General features: G+C 36.0%; 22 protein-coding genes and 1 tRNA gene. 4 read left to right on the top strand and 19 right to left on the bottom strand.

Annotated features, from left to right (window positions below):
* The first annotated feature begins 259 nt into the window (after positions 1-259).
* Together ID741_RS05250 and ID741_RS05245 are read left to right on the top strand one after the other, a co-directional pair.
* Positions 260-1,858 (top strand): ABC transporter permease subunit, encoded by a 1,599-nt coding sequence (locus tag ID741_RS05250; protein WP_438719317.1) that lies wholly within the window; start codon positions 260-262, stop codon positions 1,856-1,858.
* Between the two features lie 149 nt (positions 1,859-2,007).
* Positions 2,008-2,751, top strand: a complete 744-nt coding sequence (locus ID741_RS05245) for an amino acid ABC transporter ATP-binding protein (protein ID WP_438719316.1) — start codon at positions 2,008-2,010, stop codon at positions 2,749-2,751.
* A gap of 283 nt (positions 2,752-3,034) precedes the next feature.
* On the opposite strand, the gene ID741_RS05240 is transcribed toward ID741_RS05245, so the two are convergent.
* Complete coding sequence (locus ID741_RS05240) at positions 3,035-3,634, bottom strand: TMEM175 family protein (protein ID WP_438719315.1); 600 nt, start codon at positions 3,632-3,634, stop codon at positions 3,035-3,037.
* 176 nt (positions 3,635-3,810) lie between these two features.
* On the opposite strand from ID741_RS05240, the gene ID741_RS05235 reads away from it, so the two are divergent.
* Positions 3,811-5,307, top strand: coding sequence for a helix-turn-helix domain-containing protein (locus ID741_RS05235; RefSeq protein WP_438719314.1), 1,497 nt, complete (start codon positions 3,811-3,813; stop codon positions 5,305-5,307).
* Between the two features lie 82 nt (positions 5,308-5,389).
* On the opposite strand, the gene ID741_RS05230 is transcribed toward ID741_RS05235, so the two are convergent.
* The 9 genes from ID741_RS05230 to mprF form a co-directional block, all read right to left on the bottom strand.
* Positions 5,390-6,358, bottom strand: coding sequence for a ribose-phosphate diphosphokinase (locus ID741_RS05230; protein WP_438719313.1), 969 nt, complete (start codon positions 6,356-6,358; stop codon positions 5,390-5,392).
* A 97-nt stretch (positions 6,359-6,455) separates the two neighbouring features.
* Complete coding sequence (glmU, locus tag ID741_RS05225) at positions 6,456-7,823, bottom strand: bifunctional UDP-N-acetylglucosamine diphosphorylase/glucosamine-1-phosphate N-acetyltransferase GlmU (protein ID WP_438719312.1); 1,368 nt, start codon at positions 7,821-7,823, stop codon at positions 6,456-6,458.
* Between the two features lie 107 nt (positions 7,824-7,930).
* Positions 7,931-8,752: a pur operon repressor gene (purR, locus tag ID741_RS05220; RefSeq protein WP_438719311.1), complete on the bottom strand. Its 822-nt coding sequence runs from the start codon at positions 8,750-8,752 to the stop codon at positions 7,931-7,933.
* 206 nt (positions 8,753-8,958) lie between these two features.
* A complete protein-coding gene (locus ID741_RS05215) occupies positions 8,959-9,789 on the bottom strand; it encodes a metal ABC transporter permease (protein WP_218326584.1) in 831 nt (276 codons plus the stop codon).
* Positions 9,762-10,442 (bottom strand): metal ABC transporter ATP-binding protein, encoded by a 681-nt coding sequence (locus ID741_RS05210; RefSeq protein ID WP_218326586.1) that lies wholly within the window; start codon positions 10,440-10,442, stop codon positions 9,762-9,764. The genes ID741_RS05215 and ID741_RS05210 overlap by 28 nt, the downstream gene beginning before the upstream one ends.
* A gap of 60 nt (positions 10,443-10,502) precedes the next feature.
* Positions 10,503-11,459: a metal ABC transporter substrate-binding protein gene (locus tag ID741_RS05205; RefSeq protein WP_438719309.1), complete on the bottom strand. Its 957-nt coding sequence runs from the start codon at positions 11,457-11,459 to the stop codon at positions 10,503-10,505.
* Positions 11,460-11,762: 303 nt separating this feature from the next.
* Entirely contained in the window at positions 11,763-12,470 is a 708-nt protein-coding gene (locus ID741_RS05200) for an AAA family ATPase (protein ID WP_218326589.1), read from the bottom strand.
* 86 nt (positions 12,471-12,556) lie between these two features.
* Positions 12,557-13,408, bottom strand: a complete 852-nt coding sequence (gene ispE / locus ID741_RS05195; protein WP_218326591.1) for a 4-(cytidine 5'-diphospho)-2-C-methyl-D-erythritol kinase — start codon at positions 13,406-13,408, stop codon at positions 12,557-12,559.
* Between the two features lie 121 nt (positions 13,409-13,529).
* Positions 13,530-16,091, bottom strand: a complete 2,562-nt coding sequence (gene mprF, locus ID741_RS05190; RefSeq protein ID WP_438719308.1) for a bifunctional lysylphosphatidylglycerol flippase/synthetase MprF — start codon at positions 16,089-16,091, stop codon at positions 13,530-13,532.
* A 415-nt stretch (positions 16,092-16,506) separates the two neighbouring features.
* On the opposite strand from mprF, the gene ID741_RS05185 reads away from it, so the two are divergent.
* The gene (locus ID741_RS05185; protein ID WP_438719307.1) at positions 16,507-17,301 is read left to right on the top strand and encodes an SHOCT domain-containing protein; all 795 of its coding nucleotides are present in this window, start codon (positions 16,507-16,509) and stop codon (positions 17,299-17,301) included.
* 55 nt (positions 17,302-17,356) lie between these two features.
* Here the strand turns inward: ID741_RS05185 and ID741_RS05180 are convergent.
* From ID741_RS05180 to ID741_RS05140, 9 genes are all read right to left on the bottom strand, one after another.
* Positions 17,357-17,430: transfer RNA gene (locus tag ID741_RS05180), tRNA-Ile, on the bottom strand.
* Between the two features lie 142 nt (positions 17,431-17,572).
* Positions 17,573-18,361: a peptidoglycan recognition protein family protein gene (locus tag ID741_RS05175; RefSeq protein ID WP_438719306.1), complete on the bottom strand. Its 789-nt coding sequence runs from the start codon at positions 18,359-18,361 to the stop codon at positions 17,573-17,575.
* Entirely contained in the window at positions 18,358-18,567 is a 210-nt protein-coding gene (locus tag ID741_RS05170; RefSeq protein WP_438719305.1) for a phage holin, read from the bottom strand. The genes ID741_RS05175 and ID741_RS05170 overlap by 4 nt, the downstream gene beginning before the upstream one ends.
* Positions 18,568-18,921, bottom strand: coding sequence for a hypothetical protein (locus tag ID741_RS05165; RefSeq protein WP_438719304.1), 354 nt, complete (start codon positions 18,919-18,921; stop codon positions 18,568-18,570).
* Positions 18,922-18,951: 30 nt separating this feature from the next.
* A complete protein-coding gene (locus ID741_RS05160) occupies positions 18,952-19,419 on the bottom strand; it encodes a hypothetical protein (protein WP_438719303.1) in 468 nt (155 codons plus the stop codon).
* A 52-nt stretch (positions 19,420-19,471) separates the two neighbouring features.
* Entirely contained in the window at positions 19,472-20,170 is a 699-nt protein-coding gene (locus ID741_RS05155; protein ID WP_438720451.1) for a glycerophosphodiester phosphodiesterase family protein, read from the bottom strand.
* 25 nt (positions 20,171-20,195) lie between these two features.
* Positions 20,196-21,401 carry a BppU family phage baseplate upper protein gene (locus ID741_RS05150; protein WP_438719302.1) on the bottom strand — a complete coding sequence of 402 codons (1,206 nt, stop codon included), beginning with the start codon at positions 21,399-21,401 and terminating at the stop codon, positions 20,196-20,198.
* Positions 21,394-23,673, bottom strand: a complete 2,280-nt coding sequence (locus ID741_RS05145) for a phage tail spike protein (protein ID WP_438719300.1) — start codon at positions 23,671-23,673, stop codon at positions 21,394-21,396. The genes ID741_RS05150 and ID741_RS05145 overlap by 8 nt, the downstream gene beginning before the upstream one ends.
* Positions 23,670-24,320, bottom strand: coding sequence for a phage tail protein (locus ID741_RS05140; RefSeq protein WP_438719299.1), 651 nt, complete (start codon positions 24,318-24,320; stop codon positions 23,670-23,672). Before ID741_RS05140 ends, ID741_RS05145 begins: the two co-directional genes overlap by 4 nt.
* Positions 24,321-24,375: the final 55 nt, after the last annotated feature.

Genomic DNA, 24,375 nt, shown 5'->3' with positions numbered 1-24,375 from the left:
TCGCGAAACTTATTAACCCTATGGAGCGGATAGACGCATTGAAATAGGACTAGGATGTTTTCGCCGAAATGTACGAAGAGTCTACTCACTTCGTATGTTGGGACGCAAGCTAACGTACTTGCGGACTGTCTTAGCATCGAGCTAAGTTGCGCTATGTTTTTGTGAGAGGAACATCTTCTTATATTTGCAGGCGGCCTTTAACTTTTTGGCGGCTTTTTTTGTTGGGCTCATCTCGTAGCTTTAAGGAAAGGGAGAAAATATGAAAAAAAGAATAACATTATTTGCCTTTGTTGCTATGTTTTTAAGTTTAATCATTTTACCAAATGTAACCCATGCAGATGCACAAACACCTGAAGGAGAATTGCGGGTCGGCATGGAAGCTGGTTACGCACCTTTTAACTGGACACAAAATAATGACAGTAAAGGTGCCGTAAAAATTCAAGGTGATGACTCCTACGCTGGCGGTTACGATGTCCAAATGGCGAAAAAAATTGCCGATAAGATGAATCGCAAACTAGTGATTGTCAAAACTGAATGGGATGGTCTACTACCGGCTTTACAATCTGGCAAAATTGACGCTATCATCGCAGGGATGTCCCCAACTGCTGAACGTTCCAAAGAAATTGATTTTTCTGATTCATATTACACATCACAGCTAGTAATCGTTACCCGGAATGATACAAAATATGCCCAAGCAACTTCATTAGAAGATTTTAAGGATGCCAAAATTACTGCTCAACTGGGAACTTTCCATTATGATGTAGTAGATCAAATTCCAGATGTGAACAAGCAAGAAGCGATGGATAATTTTCCAGCTATGCGTGTGGCTTTAGAATCTGGCGTTATTGACGGCTATGTCAGCGAACGACCTGAAGGCGTAACTGCGGAAAGTGTCAATCCTGAATTACACATGGTAGAATTTTCTGCTGCCAATGGTTTCCAAACCAATCCAGAAGATACACAAGTCTCTGTCGGAATGCGTAAAGGTGATTCAGAAATTGCCCAAGTCAATCAAATTTTAGCTGAAATTCCTGAAGATGAACGGGTTGAAATAATGGACCAAGCCATCAAAGACCAACCAGCAGCTGAAGAAGTAGCGACTGATTCATCCGGTAAAAAAGAAAATGTTTTTGTCCGAATCTTACGTCAAAATGGCGGTATGTTCTTACGGGGAACTGGTGTCACTTTACTCTTAGCGATTGTTGGTACAACAGTTGGTACCTTGATCGGATTACTAGTCGGTGTCTTCCGGACATTGCCAGAAGCTAAAAACAAATTAAATCGTTTCTTCCAAAAATTATTTGGCTGGTTACTAAGTGCCTATATCGAGATTTTCCGAGGCACCCCAATGATCGTTCAATCTGCCGTGATTTATTACGGAATTGCTATGGCTTTTGGTATTGATTTGAATCGAATTGCTGCTGCTTTATTTATTGTTTCCATTAATACTGGAGCTTACATGTCTGAAATTGTACGTGGAGGAATTTTCTCTGTCGACAATGGACAATTTGAAGCAGCTCACGCTATCGGTATGACTCACAGTCAAACCATGCGCAAAGTTGTTTTACCACAAGTATTGCGAAATATTTTACCAGCAACTGGTAATGAGTTAGTTATCAATATTAAAGATACTTCAGTTTTAAGTATCATTTCAGTAACCGAATTATTCTTCCAAGGTAAAAGTGCTGCCGGAACCAACTACCTGTTCTTCCAAACGTATTTTATCATCTGTGTCATTTATTTTGTTCTAACTTTCAGTGCAACACGTCTATTGCGCTTAGTTGAAAAGAAAATGGATGGTCCTGACGCTTACACTCGCTTAGAAGATACTGATGTTGCCATCGAAGCAGATAAATAGGTCGTTGTTTAAGAAATTTATTACATTAATATGAAGTAGGTGCCAGTTCTTCTTAGCGCTCTTCGCCTTAGTAGAATGGTATCCGCCTGATAATAAAACTAAATTTCTGCAAAGAAATTTATTACATTAATATGAAGTAGGAGGTTCTTATGAGTAGTATTATCGAAATTGAACATCTAAATAAAAAATTTGGCGATAATGAAGTCTTAAAAGATATCAGCATGACTGTTAATAAAGGAGAAGTTGTGACCATCATTGGCGCTTCTGGCTCTGGTAAAAGTACTTTCTTACGCTGTATCAATTTACTAGAAACACCCACCAGTGGTGCAATTATTTATAATGGCGAAAATGTCCTAGCACCTGGTTATAACTTACCAAAATATCGCACACATCTAGGGATGGTATTCCAAAGCTTTAATTTGTTTAACAATATGAATGTTTTACAAAATTGTATGACGGGTCAAATGACCGTCTTAGGACGAAAAGAAAATGAAGCTAAAGCAATTGCCATTGAAAACTTGAATAAAGTTGGAATGGGCCGTTTTATCGATGCACGTCCTGCGCAATTATCTGGTGGTCAAAAGCAGCGGGTAGCCATTGCTCGCGCATTATCAATGAATCCAGAGGTGATGTTGTTTGACGAACCCACTTCTGCGCTAGATCCAGAAATGGTCGGCGATGTCTTGAGTATTATGCAAGACTTAGCTGGATCAGGGTTAACAATGGTCATCGTGACCCACGAAATGGCTTTCGCCAAAGAAGTTTCTGACCGGGTAATCTTTATGGATAAAGGTGTTATCGCTGAAGAAGGTACCTCAGAAGACATTTTTGTTCATCCGAAAGAAGCTCGTACTAAAGAATTTCTACATCGCGTACTACATCCGGAACCATAAACAATAAACAATAAACAATAAACAAACTAAAAACTGACGACATTCGATTAAGATCGAATGTCGTCAGTTTTTCTTTTATTCCCTGTTTAATCATTAAACTTTTGAAGTATATTGCACAATTGTCGTGTTTTTCCATAATTATAAAATAAAGATTGAGTCATAAAAAGAGAACTAATTGAAGTCAAATAAGTAAAAATGACCTTTTTTATTTTTCCTTAAAAATGTTGATTTAAAAGTCTTTATTCGTTATTTTTTGCTTTAAAAAACTACATTTTTCGACTCTTTATGATTTAAAAAATAACACTCGAACTTTTTGAAAATACTTGTTTGCGGTGCGATATGAAACAATCCAAATTGCCGATACGAAAAAACGTCCAATCATTCCTAATGGCGGATAAAAAAACACTCCTACCAGAATAATGAGATTAATAATCATCGATATTTGGCTACGACGATCACGAGATAAAACGATGGCCACATGACTATTTGGGTCATTAGCTTTGACCACTCTTTTTGAAAGTACTCCATAAGAAAAACTCCACATCATGTAGACAACAACGTAGAAAAACTCAGGCCAAAAGCGATTTGGATTGCGGCCAACCCAACTAGTCACTGCTGGACACAAAGTCAGCCAAAATAGCCAAAAAATATTGGCCCAAATGACGGAATAATTTATTTTTTCGGCCATCTGCATCATCCGATGATGGTTCACCCAAATAACAGCTACAAAAATAAAACTGACCGTATATGCTAATAAAGTATTGCTAATATTTAAGATTGAGTAAAGAGATGGTGAATCAGGAATTTGAATATCTAACACTAAAACAGTCAAAACTATCGCTACCACACCATCTGTAAATGCCTCTAGACGGGCTTTTGTCATCGTTTCATCTTCTTTCTTAAAATTACAAAGTCACAATTCCATTTTTTTTATCAGAATATTACTGATAATTCATTATTCTATAAGTGTTAAACAAGACAGTTTATATAAAATACAGTACAATGTTACTAAATTAAATATGGTTATTATTTAGTGACACATATCAAGGAGGATACTATATGTTATACGAGCAGTTAATGTTGGATCCATCGCTCTTATTACGATTCAACATTTTCAAATACTTACTGAAAACAGAAAAACCCGTTCTATCCATTAGTCAATTGTCTGAAGACATGGAGCTAAACTATCAACAAAGCGTTATTGAATTAAACGAGATTGAAGAAGAATTAAAAGAAATTGAATCTGATCATAAAGAGATCATGATGAGAGCTGGTAAAGTCAACATTCAAAACATCAAAATATCGGTTGACGAATATCGTTATCACTTGCTTAAAAAAGCGGTACCCTTTCAGTATATCTTATATTTCTTGAATGAAGAAGAGCCTACCATTGAAAAATTCTGTGAAAAATACTTCGTTAGTCGCTCAACTGTTTCCCGTAAAATCGACAATTTGAAAAAACATCTAAAACATTTCAATATTCGTTTTACCTATACGGAAGCGGGTATGTCAGGTGACGAACGTCTCATCCGAATGGCTTTATTTGATATTTTATGGTTAGGGACTCGCGGAATTGATATTCCTCTTAATATAGATACCGAAATATTAGATTTTTTAATTAATCACTATAGTCATTATTTCCCATTATCACGGACCTATTTTGGTACACGGGAATTGCGTTTATTTGGGGCTTTATTCTTAGCCCGGGTCAGCAAGCAAAACTTTGCCAAGTATGATCCTCGTTATAATTTCTTGATGAAAGACAATCCTTATTATGATTTCTCTTCATTAAAAGATTTAGTGAATTTTGAAATGACTCCTAGACAATTAAAAGGGGAATCAAGTTTTATTTACTTCATTGCTCATTATGCACCTTTCTACACTATTCGAGAAGATAGCAGTTTAAAACAAGCGATTCACGATTTCTCTGCACGACCAAACGCAGTCAATGATTTTGTAAACGAATTTCGTTCCTTTGCTAAAAAAGTCTTGTTCCCAGATAAACCTGGCGTCATGGATGATCCTTTGATTATTGGTAATTTATTAAATATTACCTTTACTTTCTTTGTTTACCGCCAACCATTTCCAAATATTACTAGCTTGGTTTTTGCACCTGCTAAAAATCAAACCCAAGGTGGTTATGTCTTAGAACAAAATATCATGAATTTCATGCAAAGTGCTACTGAAAATCCAAGCTTTAACTTTATAAACTCAATTCACGGTTTATTAGGAAAATCATTTAAACAATTATTACTACCTTACTTTAATCAATTTCCATATTCGGACAATTTAAAAGTTGCAGTTGCCTTAGAGCATAACGCCATCTTTGTCCGAGACATTTATCAGTTTTTAGAAGATTTACGTTTTGTTGATGCAGAAGCTTATGATACTTCAGCTCGCGATGACTATGATTTGATCATTACTTCTTCTTCTATTTTACAAAAAGAAAAACCAAATCTTAAGATCTTCCAAATTGATTACACCAACGAAGATCTAGTACCGCTTTACATGAATCTACGTAAAATCTACGATGAGAAAAATTTTGTCAATAAATAATCTTATGATCGACTGTCTTTCTGGCAGTCGTTTTTTTTGATCAAAAAAACTCTGTCAAGCGTTTGACAGAGTAAATAATTTATTAGAATTTCTTTTCAAATAATGGACTAACTGGTTTGTTTTCATGGATGCGTTTAATTGCATCTCCCATTAACACACCCACAGAAATTTCATCGATTTTGTCGATTTTGCGTTCATCTGATAAAAAGATTGAGTCTGTTACAACTAAATGTTCAATGGCTGAATCAGAAATTCGTTGCATTGCTGGACCTGATAAAACAGGATGTGTACATGAAGCGTAAACACTTACTGCACCAGCTTCTCTTAACGCATTGGCTGCTAAAGTTACCGTTCCTGCAGTATCAATCATGTCATCGATAATCACACAAGTTTTACCTTCAACATTACCGATAATATTCATGACTTCTGCCACATTGGCTTTTGGTCGGCGTTTATCAATAATCGCAATTGGTGATTTCAAAAATTCTGCTAATTTTCGAGCACGAGTCACTCCACCATGGTCGGGAGAAACAACAACTACATCGTCACCACAAATATTTTTTTCTAAGAAATAGTTAGCAATTAATGGTGCACCCATTAAATGATCCACTGGAATATCAAAGAAACCTTGAATTTGAGAGGCATGTAAGTCTAATGTTAATAGGCGAGTTGCGCCAGCTTTTTCGATCATGTTTGCCACTAATTTAGCTGTAATCGGTTCACGGGCACGCGCTTTACGGTCTTGACGAGCATAACCATAATATGGCATTACGACATTAATCGTTTTAGCACTGGCACGTTTTAAAGCATCAATCATGATTAAAAGTTCCATTAAATTATCGTTGACAGGGGCACTCGTTGATTGAATCACATAGACATGTGAGCCACGAATACTTTCTTCAATGTTAACTTGAATTTCACCATCACTAAATTTCGTAACAGAGCTGTTACCTAGTTCAACACCGACTTCTTCCGCAATTTTTTCGGCTAACGGACGGTTAGAACTTAAAGCGAAAATTTTCAATCTTGGATCAAAATAATGTTTTGACATGGGAACCTCCACTTTCTATTATGCATACGAATACGATTATAAACTATTGCGGCTAAAAAAAAAGCCTATTTTTAAAAATCAAAAATGTTTTTTCTACCTAAAAAGGCAAATGGCTAGCATAGCCACTCTTATTAACTTGTCGAGCCCGACCAATTGCTAAATCGCCTTCCTTGACATCTTCGGTAATCGTCGAGCCAGCCGCAATAACACTATTTTTTTCAATCGTTAATGGTGCTACTAAATTAGTACTTGAGCCGATAAAGACGTGATCTCCAATAACCGTTTGATGTTTGTTTTTCCCATCGTAGTTGACAAAAACAACGCCACAACCGACATTGATATCTTCTCCTAAAACAGCGTCTCCCACATAAGTTAAATGACCGACTTTAGTATTTTCACCAATTTGGGCTTTTTTAATTTCAACAAAATTACCAATATGGGCTTTTTCACCGATTTCAGCCTGTGGACGTAAATGTGCATAAGGACCAACATCAGCATTTTTTCGGACAATCGCTTCTTCGATTACCGACTGTTTGATTTCAACGTTGTCTTCAACAATACTATCGACAATTTTCGAATGGGCACCTATAACTACATCAGAACCAATCACTGTTTTCCCTTGAATTTGTACACCAGCTTCTATAATTGTATCAGAACCAATCTCAACCCCCGCATCAATATAAGTCGTCGCTGGGTCAATAAAGCTAACCCCATTTACCATATGCATCTGATTAATACGGCGGCGCATAATCCGATTGGCTTCAGCTAATGCCAATCGATCATTCACACCAATTGATTCTTCAAAATCTTCCGTTTGATAAGCCAAAACGGTTTTGCCATCGGCTTTTAAAATTTCAATAATGTCAGTTAAGTAGTATTCTCCTTGGGCATTATTTGTTCCGATTTTTTCTAAAGCATCAAATAAGGCTTCATTGTCAAAACAATAAGTCCCAGTATTAATTTCTTGGATGCGAATTTCTTCTGGCGTAGCATCTTTTTGCTCCACGATTTTTTCAACAATTCCCACGTGATCGCGAATAATACGACCATAGCTAGTTGGATCATCAGCATGGGCCGTCAAAATTGTTGCGCTAGCTTTTTTTCCTTGGTGATAATCAAATAAGTGATCAATAGTTTGACTGGTCAATAGCGGTGTATCTCCACTAATGACTAAAGTCGTCCCTTTTTTCCCTTTTAAAAATTCAGCCGCTTGCATCACTGCGTGACCAGTACCCAATTGTTCTTCTTGAACCACGTACTCAGTTCGATCGCCTAATTGTTCTTTGACTTTTTCTGCGCCATGACCAACGACGGTCACAATTTCTGACGGTTTTGTTTCGATTACTCGTTCAATAATGTGTTCTACCATCGGCTTACCAGCTACTGGATGTAAAACTTTATATAATTTCGATTTCATGCGGGTTCCTTTACCGGCCGCTAAAATAATCGTGTATCGCTTTTCCAAAATAATCGCTCCTAAATATTTTCTATTTCTTTCAGTTTAGCTTAGATAATCCGTTTTTTCAATTAACTAAAAGAAGAGCAGTGAACTTTTGTCCCTGCTCTATTGCTTTATTCTTTTGAAAAACAATTGCCAGGGACAACTGTAATAGTTTTTGTTGCAGTATCAACATCTTTTACATAAAGTAACGAGCGGTAATCAGAAATAGCTCGTTCCCCTTTGAATTTAGATTCGGCAAAAACAGTGATACCCACTAATTCTGCTTCAAATTCTTCAATTAAGCTCTTCATACCATTGACGGTCCCGCCGCCTTTCATGAAGTCATCTACGATTAATACTTTTGAACCACGCCGCAAGCTGCGTTTTGATAATTCCATCTTTTCAATCCGTTCAGAAGAGCCTGATACATAATTGACGCTAACAGTTGCGCCTTCAGTAATTTTTGAGTCACGACGGACAATCACAAAAGGTGCGTTCAAATAATAAGAAACTGCTTGAGCAATCGGTACACCTTTAGTTGCTACAGTCATTACTGCATCCACATCTTCGTTGATGTATTGCGCGGCAATAATTCTACCAACTATCCGTAATAAATCTGGTTGCCCTAACATATCAGATAAATATACATAACCACCAGGTAATAAACGATCTTCCTCTGACAAAGTTTCCGCTAAAGAAGCAATGTATTGGCTAGCTTCCTCTTCGCTAATGCTAGGCGTATAAACGACTCCACCGGCTGCACCAGGAATGGTGGCTAAATAGCCATTGCCCCGCTCTTTAAATGTTTTTTTGACGATCGCTAAATCTTCACTGATTGAAGATTTGGCTGAACCATAACGCTCCGCAAAAAAAGTTAAGGGAATCAAGTCATGGGGGTGTTCTAATAAATATTGAGTCATATCGATCAATCGTTCACTACGACGAACTTTCACACATTGTCACTCCTGTTCAATTTTTTATCGTTTCTCATTATAAGGGTTTTGATGAGAAAAAGCGAGAAATAGCGAGATAAATTTATACAAAGTTCGTAATTTATTAATAATGAACGAAAAATATCAGGAAATCTTTCGTTTTCTTCTCATTTTCACCTATAAAAAAAGCTTCCAACCTATTTTGTTGGAAACTTTTCATCGACTATTTAATATTGCTTTTGTTTACGTTGGTATAAAATTTTTACGCGACGTACCACTAACATCAGTAAAAATAAGAAGACAAAACTCAAAGTAATCGTTGCTCCCGGCGGTGTATCTAAATAATAAGAAGAAGTTAATCCACCTACCATTCCGATAAAGCCTATAATAATACTAATGAAAATAACCGCATTAAAACTTTTTCCCATCCGCATTCCGGTCGCTGCCGGTAAGACCATAATCGCTGAAACTAACAAAGCACCGGCAATCGGAATCATTACTGCAATCGCAATCCCCGTTACAATATTGAAAATCATCGACATTTTTACAACTGGTAAACCATCGACAGCCGCAATATCTTGGTCAAAGGTTAGCACATACATTGGACGTTTAAACAAAATAAATAATACACCAATGACTACTAATAAAACTCCTAAGAAAACTACTTGCATCCAAGTCAATGTGACAATTGAGCCAAATAAATATGATTGAATACTCACAGCCGAACTACCTGGTGCCAAACTCATTAAAACTAATGCCAAAGCTAAACCTGAGGCCATCAAAATAGCAATCGAAATTTCGGAATAACCTCGGTACATGCTTTGTAAGTATTCCATCAAAATGGCTGCAATAATAACAACTAATAGCGTTGTTACTGTAGGATTTAAATTAAAGAAAAAGCCTAATGCCACACCAGCTAAAGATACATGAGACAAAGTATCCGCCATTAAAGATTGGCGGCGAATGACTAGAAAAACCCCCAACATTGGCGCAATCCCAGCAATAAAAATCGCCGCCAAAAAGGCTCTTCTCATGAACTCATATGAAAGCAACGCCATTGAGAATCCTCCTTTCGCACCAAACGAATTTGGCGATCAATATATTTTTTAGTATCTTCATGGTCGTGGGTAATCATCAAAATACTTTTATCATGACGATGAGCTGCATGTTTTAGCAACGCATAAAAATCATTGCGTGAACTTTCATCCATTCCAGTAGTTGGTTCATCTAAGACAAATAAATCAGGATCTTTCGCAAAAATGCGGGCAATATTAATCCGTTGTTTTTGTCCGCCAGATAATTCGCCGATTCGTTTGTGACGCATATTCCACAAGCCAACAGATTCCAAGGCTTTTTTAGTATGTTCATGATCTCTGGCACTTAATTTTTTAAACCATTTGCCTTGAGGATAACGACCAGAGCTGACTAATTCGTAGACAGTACTAGGAAAACCTGCATTAAAGGAAGCTACTTGTTGGGGAATATAGCCAACACTAAGTTTGCCTCCATCTTTATTAGTTTTAGCAATTGTGACTTTTCCGCTATGGGGTTTCAAAATTCCTAAGGTCGCTTTCACTAACGTAGACTTCGCTGCCCCGTTTTCTCCTGTTAGAATGACAAATTCTCCTGGGTCTACATGATAAGAGACATTTTCCAAAACGGGTTCGTCATCATAATAAAACGACAAATTTTCAACTTCTATGTATGACATTTTTTTATCCTTTCTGTAAATAAGACCGGTATTCCCTGATGGAAACACCGGTAAAACTACTTATTTAATTGTTTCTTGTAAGGCAGCTAAATTTTCTTCCATGACTGAAATGTAATTTTCGCCAGCTTTGATTTGTTTGTTAGTTAAACTTTCCAGCGGATTTAAGACAGCTAGTTTTACACCAGTCTCATTGGAGAGGGTTTCCGCCACTTTTGAGGAAGCATTTTCTTCAAAATAAATCACGCTAACATTGTGTTCTTCTACATAATCTTTCAACTCGCCTAAACGACTTGGTGAAGGTTCTTGATCAGGGGAAATTCCGGCAATAGCTTCTTGGGTTAAGCCATATTGTTTTGCTAAATAACCAAAGGCCGCATGTTGGGTAACAAAAGTTTTGTTACTAGCATTTTGAAAAGCATCTTGATATTTAGTATTTAATTGATTTAATTTCTCAATATAAGCAGCAGCATTCTTTTCGTATGCTGACTTGTTGTCAGGATCTTTTTTACTTAATTCAGCTTGAATATTTTCGACTTCTTTAATGGCTAAAACAGGATCCAACCAAACGTGTGGGTCTAAATCATGTTGATGCTCTTCTTCATGATCGGCTGCTTCACCTTCATGATCATGCTCTTCTTCCGAGCCCTCCATCAAATCGATTCCTTTAGAAGCTTCAATCACGGTTGTTTTCTTCGTGTCAACACTGTCAGTTAAATGATCCGTCCATGTTTCTAACTCAGGACTGTTATAAACAAAAGCATCGGCTTCCGAAATTTTAGCCAAATCTTTAGCGGAGGGTTCAAAATCATGAGGTTCTGTTCCCGCCGGAATTAATAATTCCACATCTGCTTTGTCACCAGCTACTTCCTTGGTAAATTCATACATTGGATAAAAAGTCGCGATGATTTTTAATTTACTTCCATCACTATTTTGACTATTTTCTTGCGCGCCACAGGCAGTCAGCACTAATGATACTATCACAAGTAATAAAAAAAGAAATCCTTTATTTTTTTTCATTATTCACCCATCCTTATCTTTTAGACAAAGAATAATTTAACAGACGTTTTCTTATTCGTCAACTCAAATCGTAAAATTTACGTTTTGAGACTCATAAACACTGATAAATCGTAATTTATATGTTTTATTATTCATATAAACAGATAAACATGTAATCGAATTTACGTTATTTTAATAAAGATAATTAAGCTATCTCAGCAGATCCTTAATCATTTTTTTAAAATTTAAAGAAAATTACTACTCAGCATATTTTAATAAAATTTGAAATTGTTATGGACTTTTATCGGAGATAAATAAAAAATTTTATTCTTGCTCCAAATAAAAAGTCATGCGCTCAGGATTATCCAAAAAAAGCTTCATATCTTTATAAGCATCAGTAGTTTGGTAATCAATTTTCTTCATTTCATTATTGCTATCAAAAATGGTTACTCCCGGTGCTGCCAATAAAACAGGTGAATGAGTGGCAATCAAAAATTGACAGTTCTGTTTACTCAATAAAAGAATTTCTCTTAGTAACGTCATCTGTCTAGATACCGAAAGCCCAGACTCCGGCTCGTCTAAAATATACAGACCGTTGGGACCAAAGCGATTAGAAATGATAGACAGCATTCCTTCACCATGAGACATTTTGTGTAAGGCTGTTTTTCCATAATAAGTAGATAATCCTAATTCTTCTACTTCTGAAGCAAGATTATAGTAATTTTCTGCTCGTAAAAAGAAGCTAACTTTGGGAATTAGCCCTTTTCGGACTAAAGTCAGAAATTCATGGAGTTCAGAGTGGCTGTCATAAGTGGAAAAGTTGAAATTCTTTGTCCCACCTTCAGGATTCATCCCGAAAGAAATCGCAATAGCTTCCAATAACGTTGATTTTCCAGAGCCATTTTCACCAGCAAAAAAACTAATTGGTTGATTGAGCTTCAACGAATTTTTACTAAGTGCTTGGACAACTGGTAAAGTGTAAGGATATTCATTAGAAAAATTAGTTTGAAGTCTGATTTCATCAATGAACATAAAATGCCTCCTAAAAATTTTATCTCCATGGCCTATCCATAGCTATCAATTCTCAATAATAAAAAAGCTTGAGGAAATCCCCAAGCTTACTTTAAGGTTCGAACTAAATAAACTTCATCACAAAAGCCTTTTAAAGCATTCATGACATGCTGCGCCCGAGAATATTTATGGCATAAGCCGTAAACGGTCGGACCTGATCCACTCATCATAGCGGCATCAGCACCATATTTCACCATACGGTCTTTGATTTGCTGAATAATCGGATGCTTTTTGATAGTGACAGCTTCCATCGAGTTACCTAAGTTTTCCGTCATTGCTTGATAGTCATTGGCTTCAATCGCCGCCACTAAAGCTGAAATATCGGGATGATGTAATTGATCCATCACGATTTGTGAAAAAACCGTTCGCGTCGATACACTCATCCGCGGTTTCACTACCACTACCCAACATTGCGGCATCGGCGGCAAAACGGTCACTTTTTCACCAAAACCTTCTACTAAAGAAGTTTTTCCGTAGACACAATATGGCACATCTGAACCTACTTCAGCTCCTAACTGCGCCAATTCTGCTGTCGTCAAGTTCAACGACCATAGACGATTAATTGCGCGCAAAGCTGCTGCCGAGTCTGTTGATCCGCCACCTAAACCAGCTGCAACGGGAATCTTTTTTTGAATTTTCACATGTAGACCAGTCTGAATTTGGAATCGGTTTTTAACTAACTCCAAGGCTTCATAAACATGGTTTTTTTTATCGGTTGGCAAAAATGCCTTATTGGTTTCAATCACGATTTTATCTTCGGCAATTTCTTCTAAATATAACCGATCTGCTAAATCAATCGAAGCCATCACCATCGACAATTCATGTAAACCATCTGGACGTTTACCTAAAATATCTAAACCCAGATTTATTTTTGCTGGTGCTTTTTCAATGATTTCCATCTTCTCACCTGTCTAATTTTATCATTAGAAAATTTTAGCATAGCCTCCTGAAAAAGTATAGTTCGGCCTCCATAAAAAAAGGTCTGATAAAGATGAGCAATGCTCATCTATCAGAACCTCCTTATAATTCAATCATTTCTTCTGATAATGGTGTTGCTTTATCTTTCCCACGACCAATTAAAATTAATAGCTGACTGGCAGAAAAAACAAAACTACTGGATTTCATGTAAGCAAAATAACGAGGTCGCCAATAATCAACGTAAGGATTTTTTTCTTCTGTAACTTGTTGGAAATCATAAAATGAATGGCCGTATTTATAAATCAAGTTCATTACTCTTTCACCTAAGAAAGCAAAAGAAGTTTCTCCTACTTTTGCTAACGGAGCCATACCTTGATAAACTTCCTTAAAACCCATTTGATGTAATTGATCCATTAAATGCAACTTCAAAAAGGTAGACAGCTCATTAGGCAAATCTTTTTTGTAGCGCAGCAAGTCATAAGAAACAATTTCTTTTGTAATTGGTTGTTGGCTAATAAAACCGACTAGCTCACCTTCAGGATTTAAAGCCACTCCAATACCGCTAGTTTTTAAATACTGTTTATCGAAACGACCTACTGAAAAGTGTTTTTCCTTTTCACCATTTAGCCACTCATCAGAAATTTTCACCAAATCCGACAATAAAGCATCTGTTGGTTGTTGATAATATTGGAATTGATAGCCTAATTTAGACAAACGCTCAAAACCAAAGCGGTCTGAAAATACTTCTTGATGATGACGAGAAAAATCAGTTACGCCAGTTTCGCCAATTTTGTCAAAGTGAAAACCTAAATCATGTAACAGCAAAACATATTCTTCTGAAATCTTATAAAACGCTAATTGATAGCCTAATTTGTCGACATATTCCATAAAGGCAATCGTGGCAGCTTGCCACTTTTCAGGATTACCTAGCGGATCTCCTAAAACAAAGCACTTATTTGCTCGCGGTTGAAAACCAAACATCATTTGATCCGCACCATTTTCTTGATAATAAAAATAGCTATAACCTGAAAGGCGCAAATAATGACTGGCTGCCGTTCCACCATAAAGTTTTTGCAAATGATTGAACCGTTCTTCGTCCCATTTCTCACCAACTATTTCTTTTTTAGTCGTCAAAAATTGATATAAAGTGGCTAAACAAATAATGGATAAAACGACACCTAACATGCCAGAAATCCAAATATCTTCAGAAGGAAAAGCAAAATACTTACTAGCAAAAGCCTGACTGCTCCAAATTTGGCCACTATGATAGCCCGCCACAGCGTAAATAACTAACAGAATACCAAATAGCAAACCATCCGTCACAATTGCTCCCCAAGAATAAGCAAAGCTTTGCCGATAAAATTCTTTGCGCGAAGCCCAAACAATCAATAAAATAATTACATATACAGTAATCAGTCGAACCGAAGCTGTTCGAGAGACTGTATTCACAATCCCAAAAATCAGCAAAGCGATGGTGGGCCAAAAGGCTTTCTCAACCTTTTGTGAAATCCCTCGCGCCAATCCTAATAATAAAAAACCAATTAATAAATTCAACGTCTGATCTAAGAAATTAAAAGAAAAAGGCAAGACAATTTCAAATAAACGGCTCAGATTAGATAGATTCGTAAAGGTAGATAACAAAATCATCATAGTTCCAGCAAAATATACCGCAACGACTAAACAAGTATGGGCAATTTTTTGTGATAGAAGCCGCGGCAAATTGTCAAAATAACGATTTAATTTCACACTAGTATTGGTTAAATAAATAATAATACCCGTTACAAAAGGAATGAAATAATAAAAAATCCGATAAAACAAAATCCAAACCACGGCACTACTTTGACTTAACCCTAAATGTCCTAACCCTAAAATCATCATGACATCAAAAGTTCCCGCACCACCAGGAACCATCGTCAGCATGCCTAATCCAGTCGCAATCACAAACATGGGATAAACATCAACTATTGAAAAATCTAGTTGCATCAAATAGCCGACAACTAAAAAGACCGACAAGGCTCCTAGCCATTGACCAGTCGAAGCGGCAACTAACTCGGCCAACCAACGCGCGCGAAATTCTTTAAACAAAGTTTTTCGACGATTATAAATAAACGTCAATAAAACAGGAGCGAAAAAACCACCTAATAACAGCCACCAACGATAATGATAAAAAGGATTATTATGCCGGAATGCAATTAAATCTAAGGAAGTTACTAAAGCTAACAGTGAAAGCCCACTGAGCATAAACAAAGCAATTTTGGACACCGTAGCAATCACTTTTTTTCGTTCCAAGCCTTTACCATAAAAATTAGCTCGCAAACTCGCCCCAATCACTCCACCAAAACCAGCTAAATTATTAATTGTATTTGTCGTCCAAGCGGCAACTAAAAAATCTCGCTTAGTTAATTTTTGACTGCCCATATTTACCAAACTTTTTTCAGCCACCCAATCATATAAGACCATTGGCAAAAGTCCCGCTAGTCCAGCGATAAGCATTCCTAATAACGCCCAGCGGTTTTGCCCTTTGATGCGCAGTAAAATATCCTGAAAGCTCATTCCATGAGCAATATTGCGGACTTGATTGGCAACGAAGAACAAGACGATGCCAAAAAAGATAATTTTAATTAAGGTAGCATGCTTCTTTAGCCACTGACTGAGCTTTCTCATTTTTCTTGCTCCTCTTTTTGATTAGTTCAATATCTCTAAAAAATTTTGAAGTAACAACTGTATTTTCTTTTATGGTAGCTTAAGCTGAAGTATTTGCCAACTTGATATGATGTTTTTTTAATTTTTTTTCAAAGAAAAAGACATCAACCAATTTCGATTGATGTCTTAGTAACATTACTTATTTCGCGTAATCTATACTATACAATTCTAAATTGTTCTATGATGCATTAAATACTGTAAACACGGTATATATTAAGATTTCTCTTTCCTAACTTATTCTGTTTTTTCTTATAAAGTATGGTCAATGTATGGTCACTTCAGGAGTAGTAGATTAAAATTGTTTTTTTTATTCTAGCAGTTTAAATAGTTAAAAAATGGTACAATTATCTAAAATTAGTATATAGGGGGTCTTACAATGGGATTATTTAAAAATCAGGCACCTAAGCAATGTTGTCCATTATGCAATAAAAAGTTTTCAATAATCAATTTTAAATTTCAGCTCAATTCCAACGATTATATTTGTACACAATGTGCTATTTTCTTAGCAGGTATGTCGAAAGAAGATCAAGATAAGTTAAAACCTAAATCAATTTTTGAATTGCAAGAGATGTATGTAAATAAAAAGGAGTCAATCACAGAAAAACTTGATCATTTTTCTCAATTTAGTCCTAATATTAAGGTAGGAACTTGGGCAGAGTTTGATGATAATCATAAGATTGCAGCATTTCGTACAGGTCTTTCAGCACAACCTAACTCTAAGTATTTATATGATGATATTGAAGATTTTTCTGTCATTGAAAATGAAAAAAAGATTGTTAAAAGTGGTGCTGCCTCAGCTGCTGCTGGAGCAATTCTTTTCGGTCCAACAGGTGCCATTGTTGGCGGTCTTATGACTAGAGGAAACAAAAAAGAAACATGTTCTATGTTGAAAGTTACTATTTTTACAAAAAATGATAAACCTAAAGATATTGTATTAATTAATTCCAAGGTTAAAATAGACAGCTCTTTATACAAACTCAGTCAAGGATCGTTAAAGTCAATCGTGACAAAACTTGAAAGTATTATACAACCCAATAAAGATTCTATTAATAATCACCAAAGTAATTATTCTGACGCCGATGAATTGCGGAAATATAAACAGTTATTAGATGATGGAATAATTACCCAAGAGGATTTTGATAGTAAAAAGAAAAAGATATTAGACTTATAGAATCATACGCGATTTGCTTTTCATGGATAACATAGACATTTTTAAGGTTATTTTATGTACCCTGTAGGACTCGAACCTACGACCGGACGGTTATGAGCCGTCTGCTCTAACCAACTGAGCTAAGGGTACGGCTTGTATTAGTATACATTATTTGGTAAAGTTTTGTTAGAGGTTCGGGCCTCTCCTTAAATGATTATCTTTACTGCAATCCGTCATCTCTTTTGAGGTGGCGGTATTTTTATGTACGCCCTCAATTAAGAGGGCCTATTTTTTATTTATAACCAAGAGCTTTCTTAATTTCATCAATACCTTCTGTTACTGCATTATGGAAATCTTTCTCTGCATTCATATCGCAATTTTGAGCTGTTGCAATAAACGTTGCATCATTCCCGGTCATATTGATATCTTTAATTCTCTTACCGTGGATTTGTTCGTATAAACCTGCAAATGAGTTCCACTGAGCTTCATTTTCGAATACCCGCATTTTTAATCCTAAAATCACATGGTACATTGCTCCATTATAAACTACTACAAATTCTGTCATATCTTCATCCTCCTGTTTTTTAGGTTCTTCTTTTTCTAATACTACACTGCTATTCACTTGATCTCGGATCTCTTGTAATCTAGGATACAATGATGGTCCTGGACACATTGTTGAATTGCCTGGTACATTTCTATGGCCGACTATTTGCAACTTTCCTCTTCGGCTTTGAATTTCCTGAATCAACGAAACTAGAGCATCCACAGTCGCATCTGACACGCCCCAATTAGGGTCACCACTTGTATTCGTGCATTCAATACCAATAGAATATGGATTACCATTTCCACAATGCCAAGCAGTATTATCTTCATCAATGTATGCCCGAATCTGTCCAGTTTGTCCAATGCCATAATGAGCTGAAGCTTCACGAGTTGCCCACACACCAGGCATTGCATCAAAATTCGTTGTTGCTGCATGGTGAACTACAATAGTCGTGATTGGCTGTGAACGCCCCCACCACCAACGTTGAGCGCCAAAGCTTTGAAACATATATGGCGTTGCTAATTTACTAACTGTCATTGGTCATCCTCCTTCTCAAAATTCAAAGAACTCTTAATTGTGATTGCACCTAAAAAAGCAGTAAGCAAGTTTAACGTGGTTACTGCTAATTCAGATGTTTCCCAACCATAAGCTTTACCTAGACCGCCAACTAGTGCTGTTAGGGCTGGCATGAAAATCATGACAAGCCATTTCACTTTGTCATATGTTTCGTTTTTCATCTTCATTTATCTTCCTCCTATCAACTTCAATATTTCTAATACAAATGCAAAAATGACACCGGCTGAACCACCGATGCCAAGTGCTAATTTCCAAAAATTTGAACGATCCAGCATTTTCAACTCATGCTTATTCTTTTCATCAATGCCATTCCTGTTGATAATTTCTCGAAGAATTTCACCATTTTGTTCTGATTGTCTCGTGTTCTGATCCCGAAGAAATTTATTGTTTTCTTCTATACGAATGAGACTATCATTCGTTGCTTTTTGAAGTTCTAGAGTAACATCATTTAATCGGCCAATTTCTTTATCATGTTGTTTCAATTTTTCTTCATGTTCTTGGACTTGTCGTTCTAACTCCAAAATGCTTCACCAACTTTCGACAAAATCATGTTATTCCCAGAACCAACTTTCTTTACCTAACTCCTGAATACGAATAAAACCTACTCCATAAGAATAGAAACTATTAGGATAATTAGTATCAGCTTCTAGCTCAATCACATCACCTTTTTGGAAAGCAAAACGATTTGTAAAGGAGATATCATTTTCCCAACCAATGTCCCCACTTAAACCAGATAATCTTGCTAAGAATTTTCCGTTTACTTTAATATTTAAGTAACAATACGTTCCGTCCTTACGAACCATAGAGTTAGAAAACATACCATCAATTTGCAACATAGCGTCACGTTTCAAAGTGATTTTCTTCCAATCACTAGACAAATCAAAAACATCATTATTAAGAGACCGTTCATTATCCCAGCCCTTAATACCCGCACCGAATGGTAACAATTCACCTTTACCCACTTTTTTATTTTTAACTACTCCACCGCCATAAGCGATTCCAAAATTTTCATTATTCATATTTTTCTTTTCTCCTTTTAAAATTAATAAAAAAACACACCAAAGTGTGTAATTACAAGTTAATATCATTCAAACTTGTTGCAATATAGTCTACATCGCAATCTAATAAATATTGATATCGGTCTCTATTATATAAGGTCCACGTCCCTACCTTCACTCCGTATTGTTTGAACGTTGAAACACGTGTTTTGGCTAAATCTGTTGCATTCTCACTAACGTTCACAGATAGTTTATTGTTTCTACAGGTTGTTAATACCTCATCATTTAATGAATACGTTAAGTACCACAATTGAATAGAAGCTGACATTGCTCTTAATTTCTCCAAATTTTTCAAATAAAAACCCATTAAAACACATTCAGACATATCAAAAACTTCATTGATTTGTTTAAACAATTCCAAATAAGCATCGTCAGTATAATCTCTCTGCCTAAGCTCAATAACTGGCTTGATACCCTTTTCTTTACAGATCAGTAATAATTCCTTTAACGTAGGAATCATTTTTTCAGTATCGCTCATATTATTTATATTTGGACCAACATCTAACCGATATTGTCTCAATTCTTCCAATGTCATATCTTGAACATAGCCAGAACCATTTGTTGTTCGATCTATAGTTAAATCGTGCATTAAAACCCATTGGTTATCCTTGGTGTTGATAATGTCACATTCAACTGCTTTAAAATTATCAGGCGTATTTTTAAAGGCTGGTAAAGAATTCTCGGGATATTCCTGACTATTCCCCGCATGCAGAATATACTTATCAACAGTCAGGATATTATCGCCCCCGATTTAATGCCACTCCTACTACTTGCCCAGCAAAAGCTGATGAGCCTGACGAGCGACTGTAAGCACCAAATGTAATATTTGAACTCGAGACACCTACAGTAGCGAGTGAAGAAGCCACTGCTGATGCTGCTCCAATTCCGCCTGTTCCGTACACAGTATCCACAAACTTAAAATTATCAGGAATTTTATTACCAGCTAATATCTCTACCCAAGCACCACTATTATTTGGTGGAGAAATAGAATAAGAAACAATGACCAAATCGTTAATCCGTTGAAACTTAATCCAACCAGTCATACCGTTTGAAAAGCCAGAAGTTAAAGTCAAGTCTACAAATTTATCTGTTAGTGGTTTTCCATCCACAGTTGGCTCAGTAACAAAGTTCTTTGTACCTGAAATTGTTTGATTACCAGTTAGAGTAGTTGCTTGATTGCTTATAGCTACTTTAGTTGTGCTTGGTGACATCCATTTTAAGCCGGTTGTACCTGCTATCGCTTCTGCATTAGTTGCTTGATCTACAGAATATCTTAGGTATCTGCTATCCGATTCCGATTTAGAATAAAAATCACCTTTCTTAAATTGCTCTAATGCTGCGTTGATTTCTGTAATAGCAGTGGTTTTTGTTGAATTTACAGACGTTTCATAACTACCAATGAGAGTCTGTAAATCAGCAATCTGTTTTTGTATGCTTGTAAATTTTGTATTGGTTGTATTGATATAATCTGTTTGTTGCTTAGTCAAAGCATTGATATTTTCTTTTTGTAATTTGTTTAATTCTGATACAAGTTTGTTGTATTCAGTAATGACTGTTTGCGCTTCTTCAGCATCTATATCTGCGTTGTTAGAAACATCAATTTTAAAATCTCCTGTAGAGTTTCTTACACCAGACTTAGCAATTGAAAAATATGCTCGTTCATAGACTCCTGGTGTACTAAACGCAGCACTTGGAAAAGTATACTCAAAAGTACCTGTAGAAGCATTAGTTACCTTTACATTGTCTGAGTCAAAGACTTTCGTCTTCCCTCCATTTGTCACTCCTTCAAATGCGACTGTATATCCTGCTAGTGAGAACTGCTGATCATTATTCGTAATATTTACGGTGATAGTCTGTAACTTTTCATCGCCCACACGCCCATATACAAAAGGTAGCCAAATGGGATCTTTAGACAAATCTAAATTTAATATTTTATTAGCCATTTTCTACCTCCTCACTCATATTCAATGCCTGTTCAATTATTCTGAGACGTTCTTCTTGCTTTTCAACTATTTCAATCAGTTGTTTGTTTGTTAAGCTGTTCAACATTATTTGTTTATTCGTGTCTATGCTTTGATAATGATCTTCACTGTCTTCTACAGACAAAAAAGGAGAGTATTGAGCAATCAAGCCAAGTTCTCTCTTTCTAGAAGGTTGTTTTTTATCATCCTTAAACTGATAATGTTGCTTTCTATAAAATTCATAAAAGTCTAATTTTTTAGTTTCTGATATTCCATCAATATCAGTTTTTTCAATATTTTCTTTTAACCGAATATCTGAATTGTTTAAAATAGACCAACCATTCATATTCAAGTTGGAATAAAAATTCAGTGATACATTATTAAATACTTCGAATTTACCAGTGGCACCCGCATCTTTTAAAATGGCATCTTTAATTTCTCGATTGCCACCTACATAATTTCCTCCCATAATAATATTACCAGCATGTACACCCGCTGAAGAAACGGCAAGTCTCCTAAAGTAAAGGCCCATGCTTGTATTTTGCACTGCCATAACACCTATGTTCCCGTAATCCACATTAAATGCTAATTCTTCTCTTCCAGTTTCATTATCAGTTCCTCTACCTAAATAACCTAATTGATTTGTAGTATTTTTTTTATTAATACTTAAACCACGCGAAGATAAGTTCATCATCTCGACACCATTTGAATCATTTACAAAAAAACTAGTTGGTGTCATTTTTGATCTTAAAATATTACCAAAATAAGTACTTATTGATGCCCCACTCATTGTGATTCTGTCATTACCACTTTCAGAAGTGATTGTACTTCCTGTAATTGTGCTCCCAGTGATAGCTACACCTATAATATTAATGGCGCGTAAAATACCAGTGGTCATTCTGTCGGCAACAATCGCCCCATTGTTCGTCATCGCAAGCCCATATGTGCCATTGTAGCCAGTGGAACTAAATCCTAAACCACCAGCATTCCACCGCCATACATTTTTTGCAGTATTTACATTTGTTGTGTCCATAATTAGTATTTCTTGTGGATCCGCTAAAGAAGGATAAATCACAACATGACCTACACCAGGATTTTTTAAAATATCGCTGGCTTCCTTTTGTGCGTTCTCTAGCCAATTGACTTTATTTATTATTTGATTCGTATTCTTTTCAGAGTCAGCCATTACTTTTCCAAAGTCAGTCTGGGCCTCTCCCAATTCAATTGAATCGTACTTATCAAGTGCGACATTCCAAGAAGTTTTTATGATTTTTGCAGTCGTATTAATTTCTAATTCATTAAATGCAATAGTTACAGTATCACAGAGATCCAATGTTTCAATCGTCTTTAATTCATCTGCTAACACAGAACTAGCTAAATCTTCAAAACTTGTTTTGATAGAGACTTTGGGGATTCCTACATTATTATTCCTGATATAAGCTTTTACTAATGACCTTAATGTTTCAACAGAACTTGGTTCATCTTCACTAAAATCAACCATCAATACTCTACTTTGTGTATAGTTTCCAACATAATCACTATCAATAATACTCTCTGGAAGAATAACAATTCTTTCTGTTTCTTTTTCTTTATACCATCCATATACAGAAGTATACGTATTAGCGATATTTTCTTCTTGGGTGATATCTGTCAAGTTCTTTCCATAGGCAATAACGACATTTGTATCAGAACCAGCAGAAGCTAATAAACGTACCTGATTGTTATCAAACACATATTCCCCACCAAAGTTATCTAACACTGAACCCTGTACGCCACCCAGAATTTCCTGAGCATTTTTAAATTTTGAAGGGTCCGATAAGTCAAGAGTTGATTTCGTAGTAACATCACTATAAAAGGAGAAATCACCTTGCGGCAGCATGCTTAACCTCAATTGATTTAAAGCCGTTTGTGCAGGAACATCTTTCACTACGGGCATTACTTTAAATGCTGTACGTAATAATTGATATCGATAATGTTCACAATATACTGTCACAATTCCATCAATAGGTTTTGTAATGGTTTCTATTTCAAATTTTTGACTCTTTGCTCGTTTTGTTGGTCCAGCGTCAGCAACTATCCATCTTCCTATCTTTAACTCTTTAAACAAAGGGCTAAATACAGGATATTGAAAAGAGAGCGTATATATCCCATTTCGCTCTCTATCAACTATTGGATTTTTAGCATCTGTTAATGGACCCAAGCCAAGAGATGACCAATTATTATTCGTTTTATCAAATAGAATGAGTGTACTCAAACAGCAATCGTCCTCCATCTAGGCTTAATTTTAAAATTAGTGATGTTTGAAAAAGTAAACGTACTAAATCCCGGCTCCAATGTAATAGGATTGTAGCCATCAGTATTCAAGAAACAATACTTTGATACATTGACCCCACCTTCTTTATAGGCAATACCATTTTCACAATCCAGTGTAATTGTTCCGATACCAGCTTCTTTTGCAATTCTAAATTGCTTGTTAGTTGAGCCATTTGAAATGTATATATTACTGTCACTTGTAGCAGTTGTTTTGTAAAAAGAAATTAACGGTTGGCTTGCAAATAACTCAGGATTATTTATTCTTTGACCTGACGAAATATCCCTTTCGCTTTCACCATCTAGTCGAAAAATAAAAGGCTGACACTTGAATGTAAATTCAATGTCTAGCCATTCTCGCTTTTTATCTTCTGCGGTCACTGTTGCATAACAAATTGCCTTATAAAAGTATTCGGCGTATTCGCTAAATGCTAAAGGAGAATAGTCATGTCCAACATATAACCACTTCACAACATCTCTTAATTGTGCTGCAATCGTTCGATCTGCTTCTTTAAACATCCGAACAGGAAATTTTTTTTCGAAATCAAGAAACTTTCCGTTGTCATGAATGATATCTGAACTTCTCCCCATTACATCGCTCTGAAAATTAAGCGACGCCTCCGGAATGGTAAACTGCATGTCATTC

This window comes from Enterococcus sp. AZ103 (genome assembly GCF_051714685.1).
Lineage (GTDB): Bacteria > Bacillota > Bacilli > Lactobacillales > Enterococcaceae > Enterococcus_A > Enterococcus_A alishanensis.
This window is presented reverse-complemented; position numbering and strand designations above follow the sequence as displayed.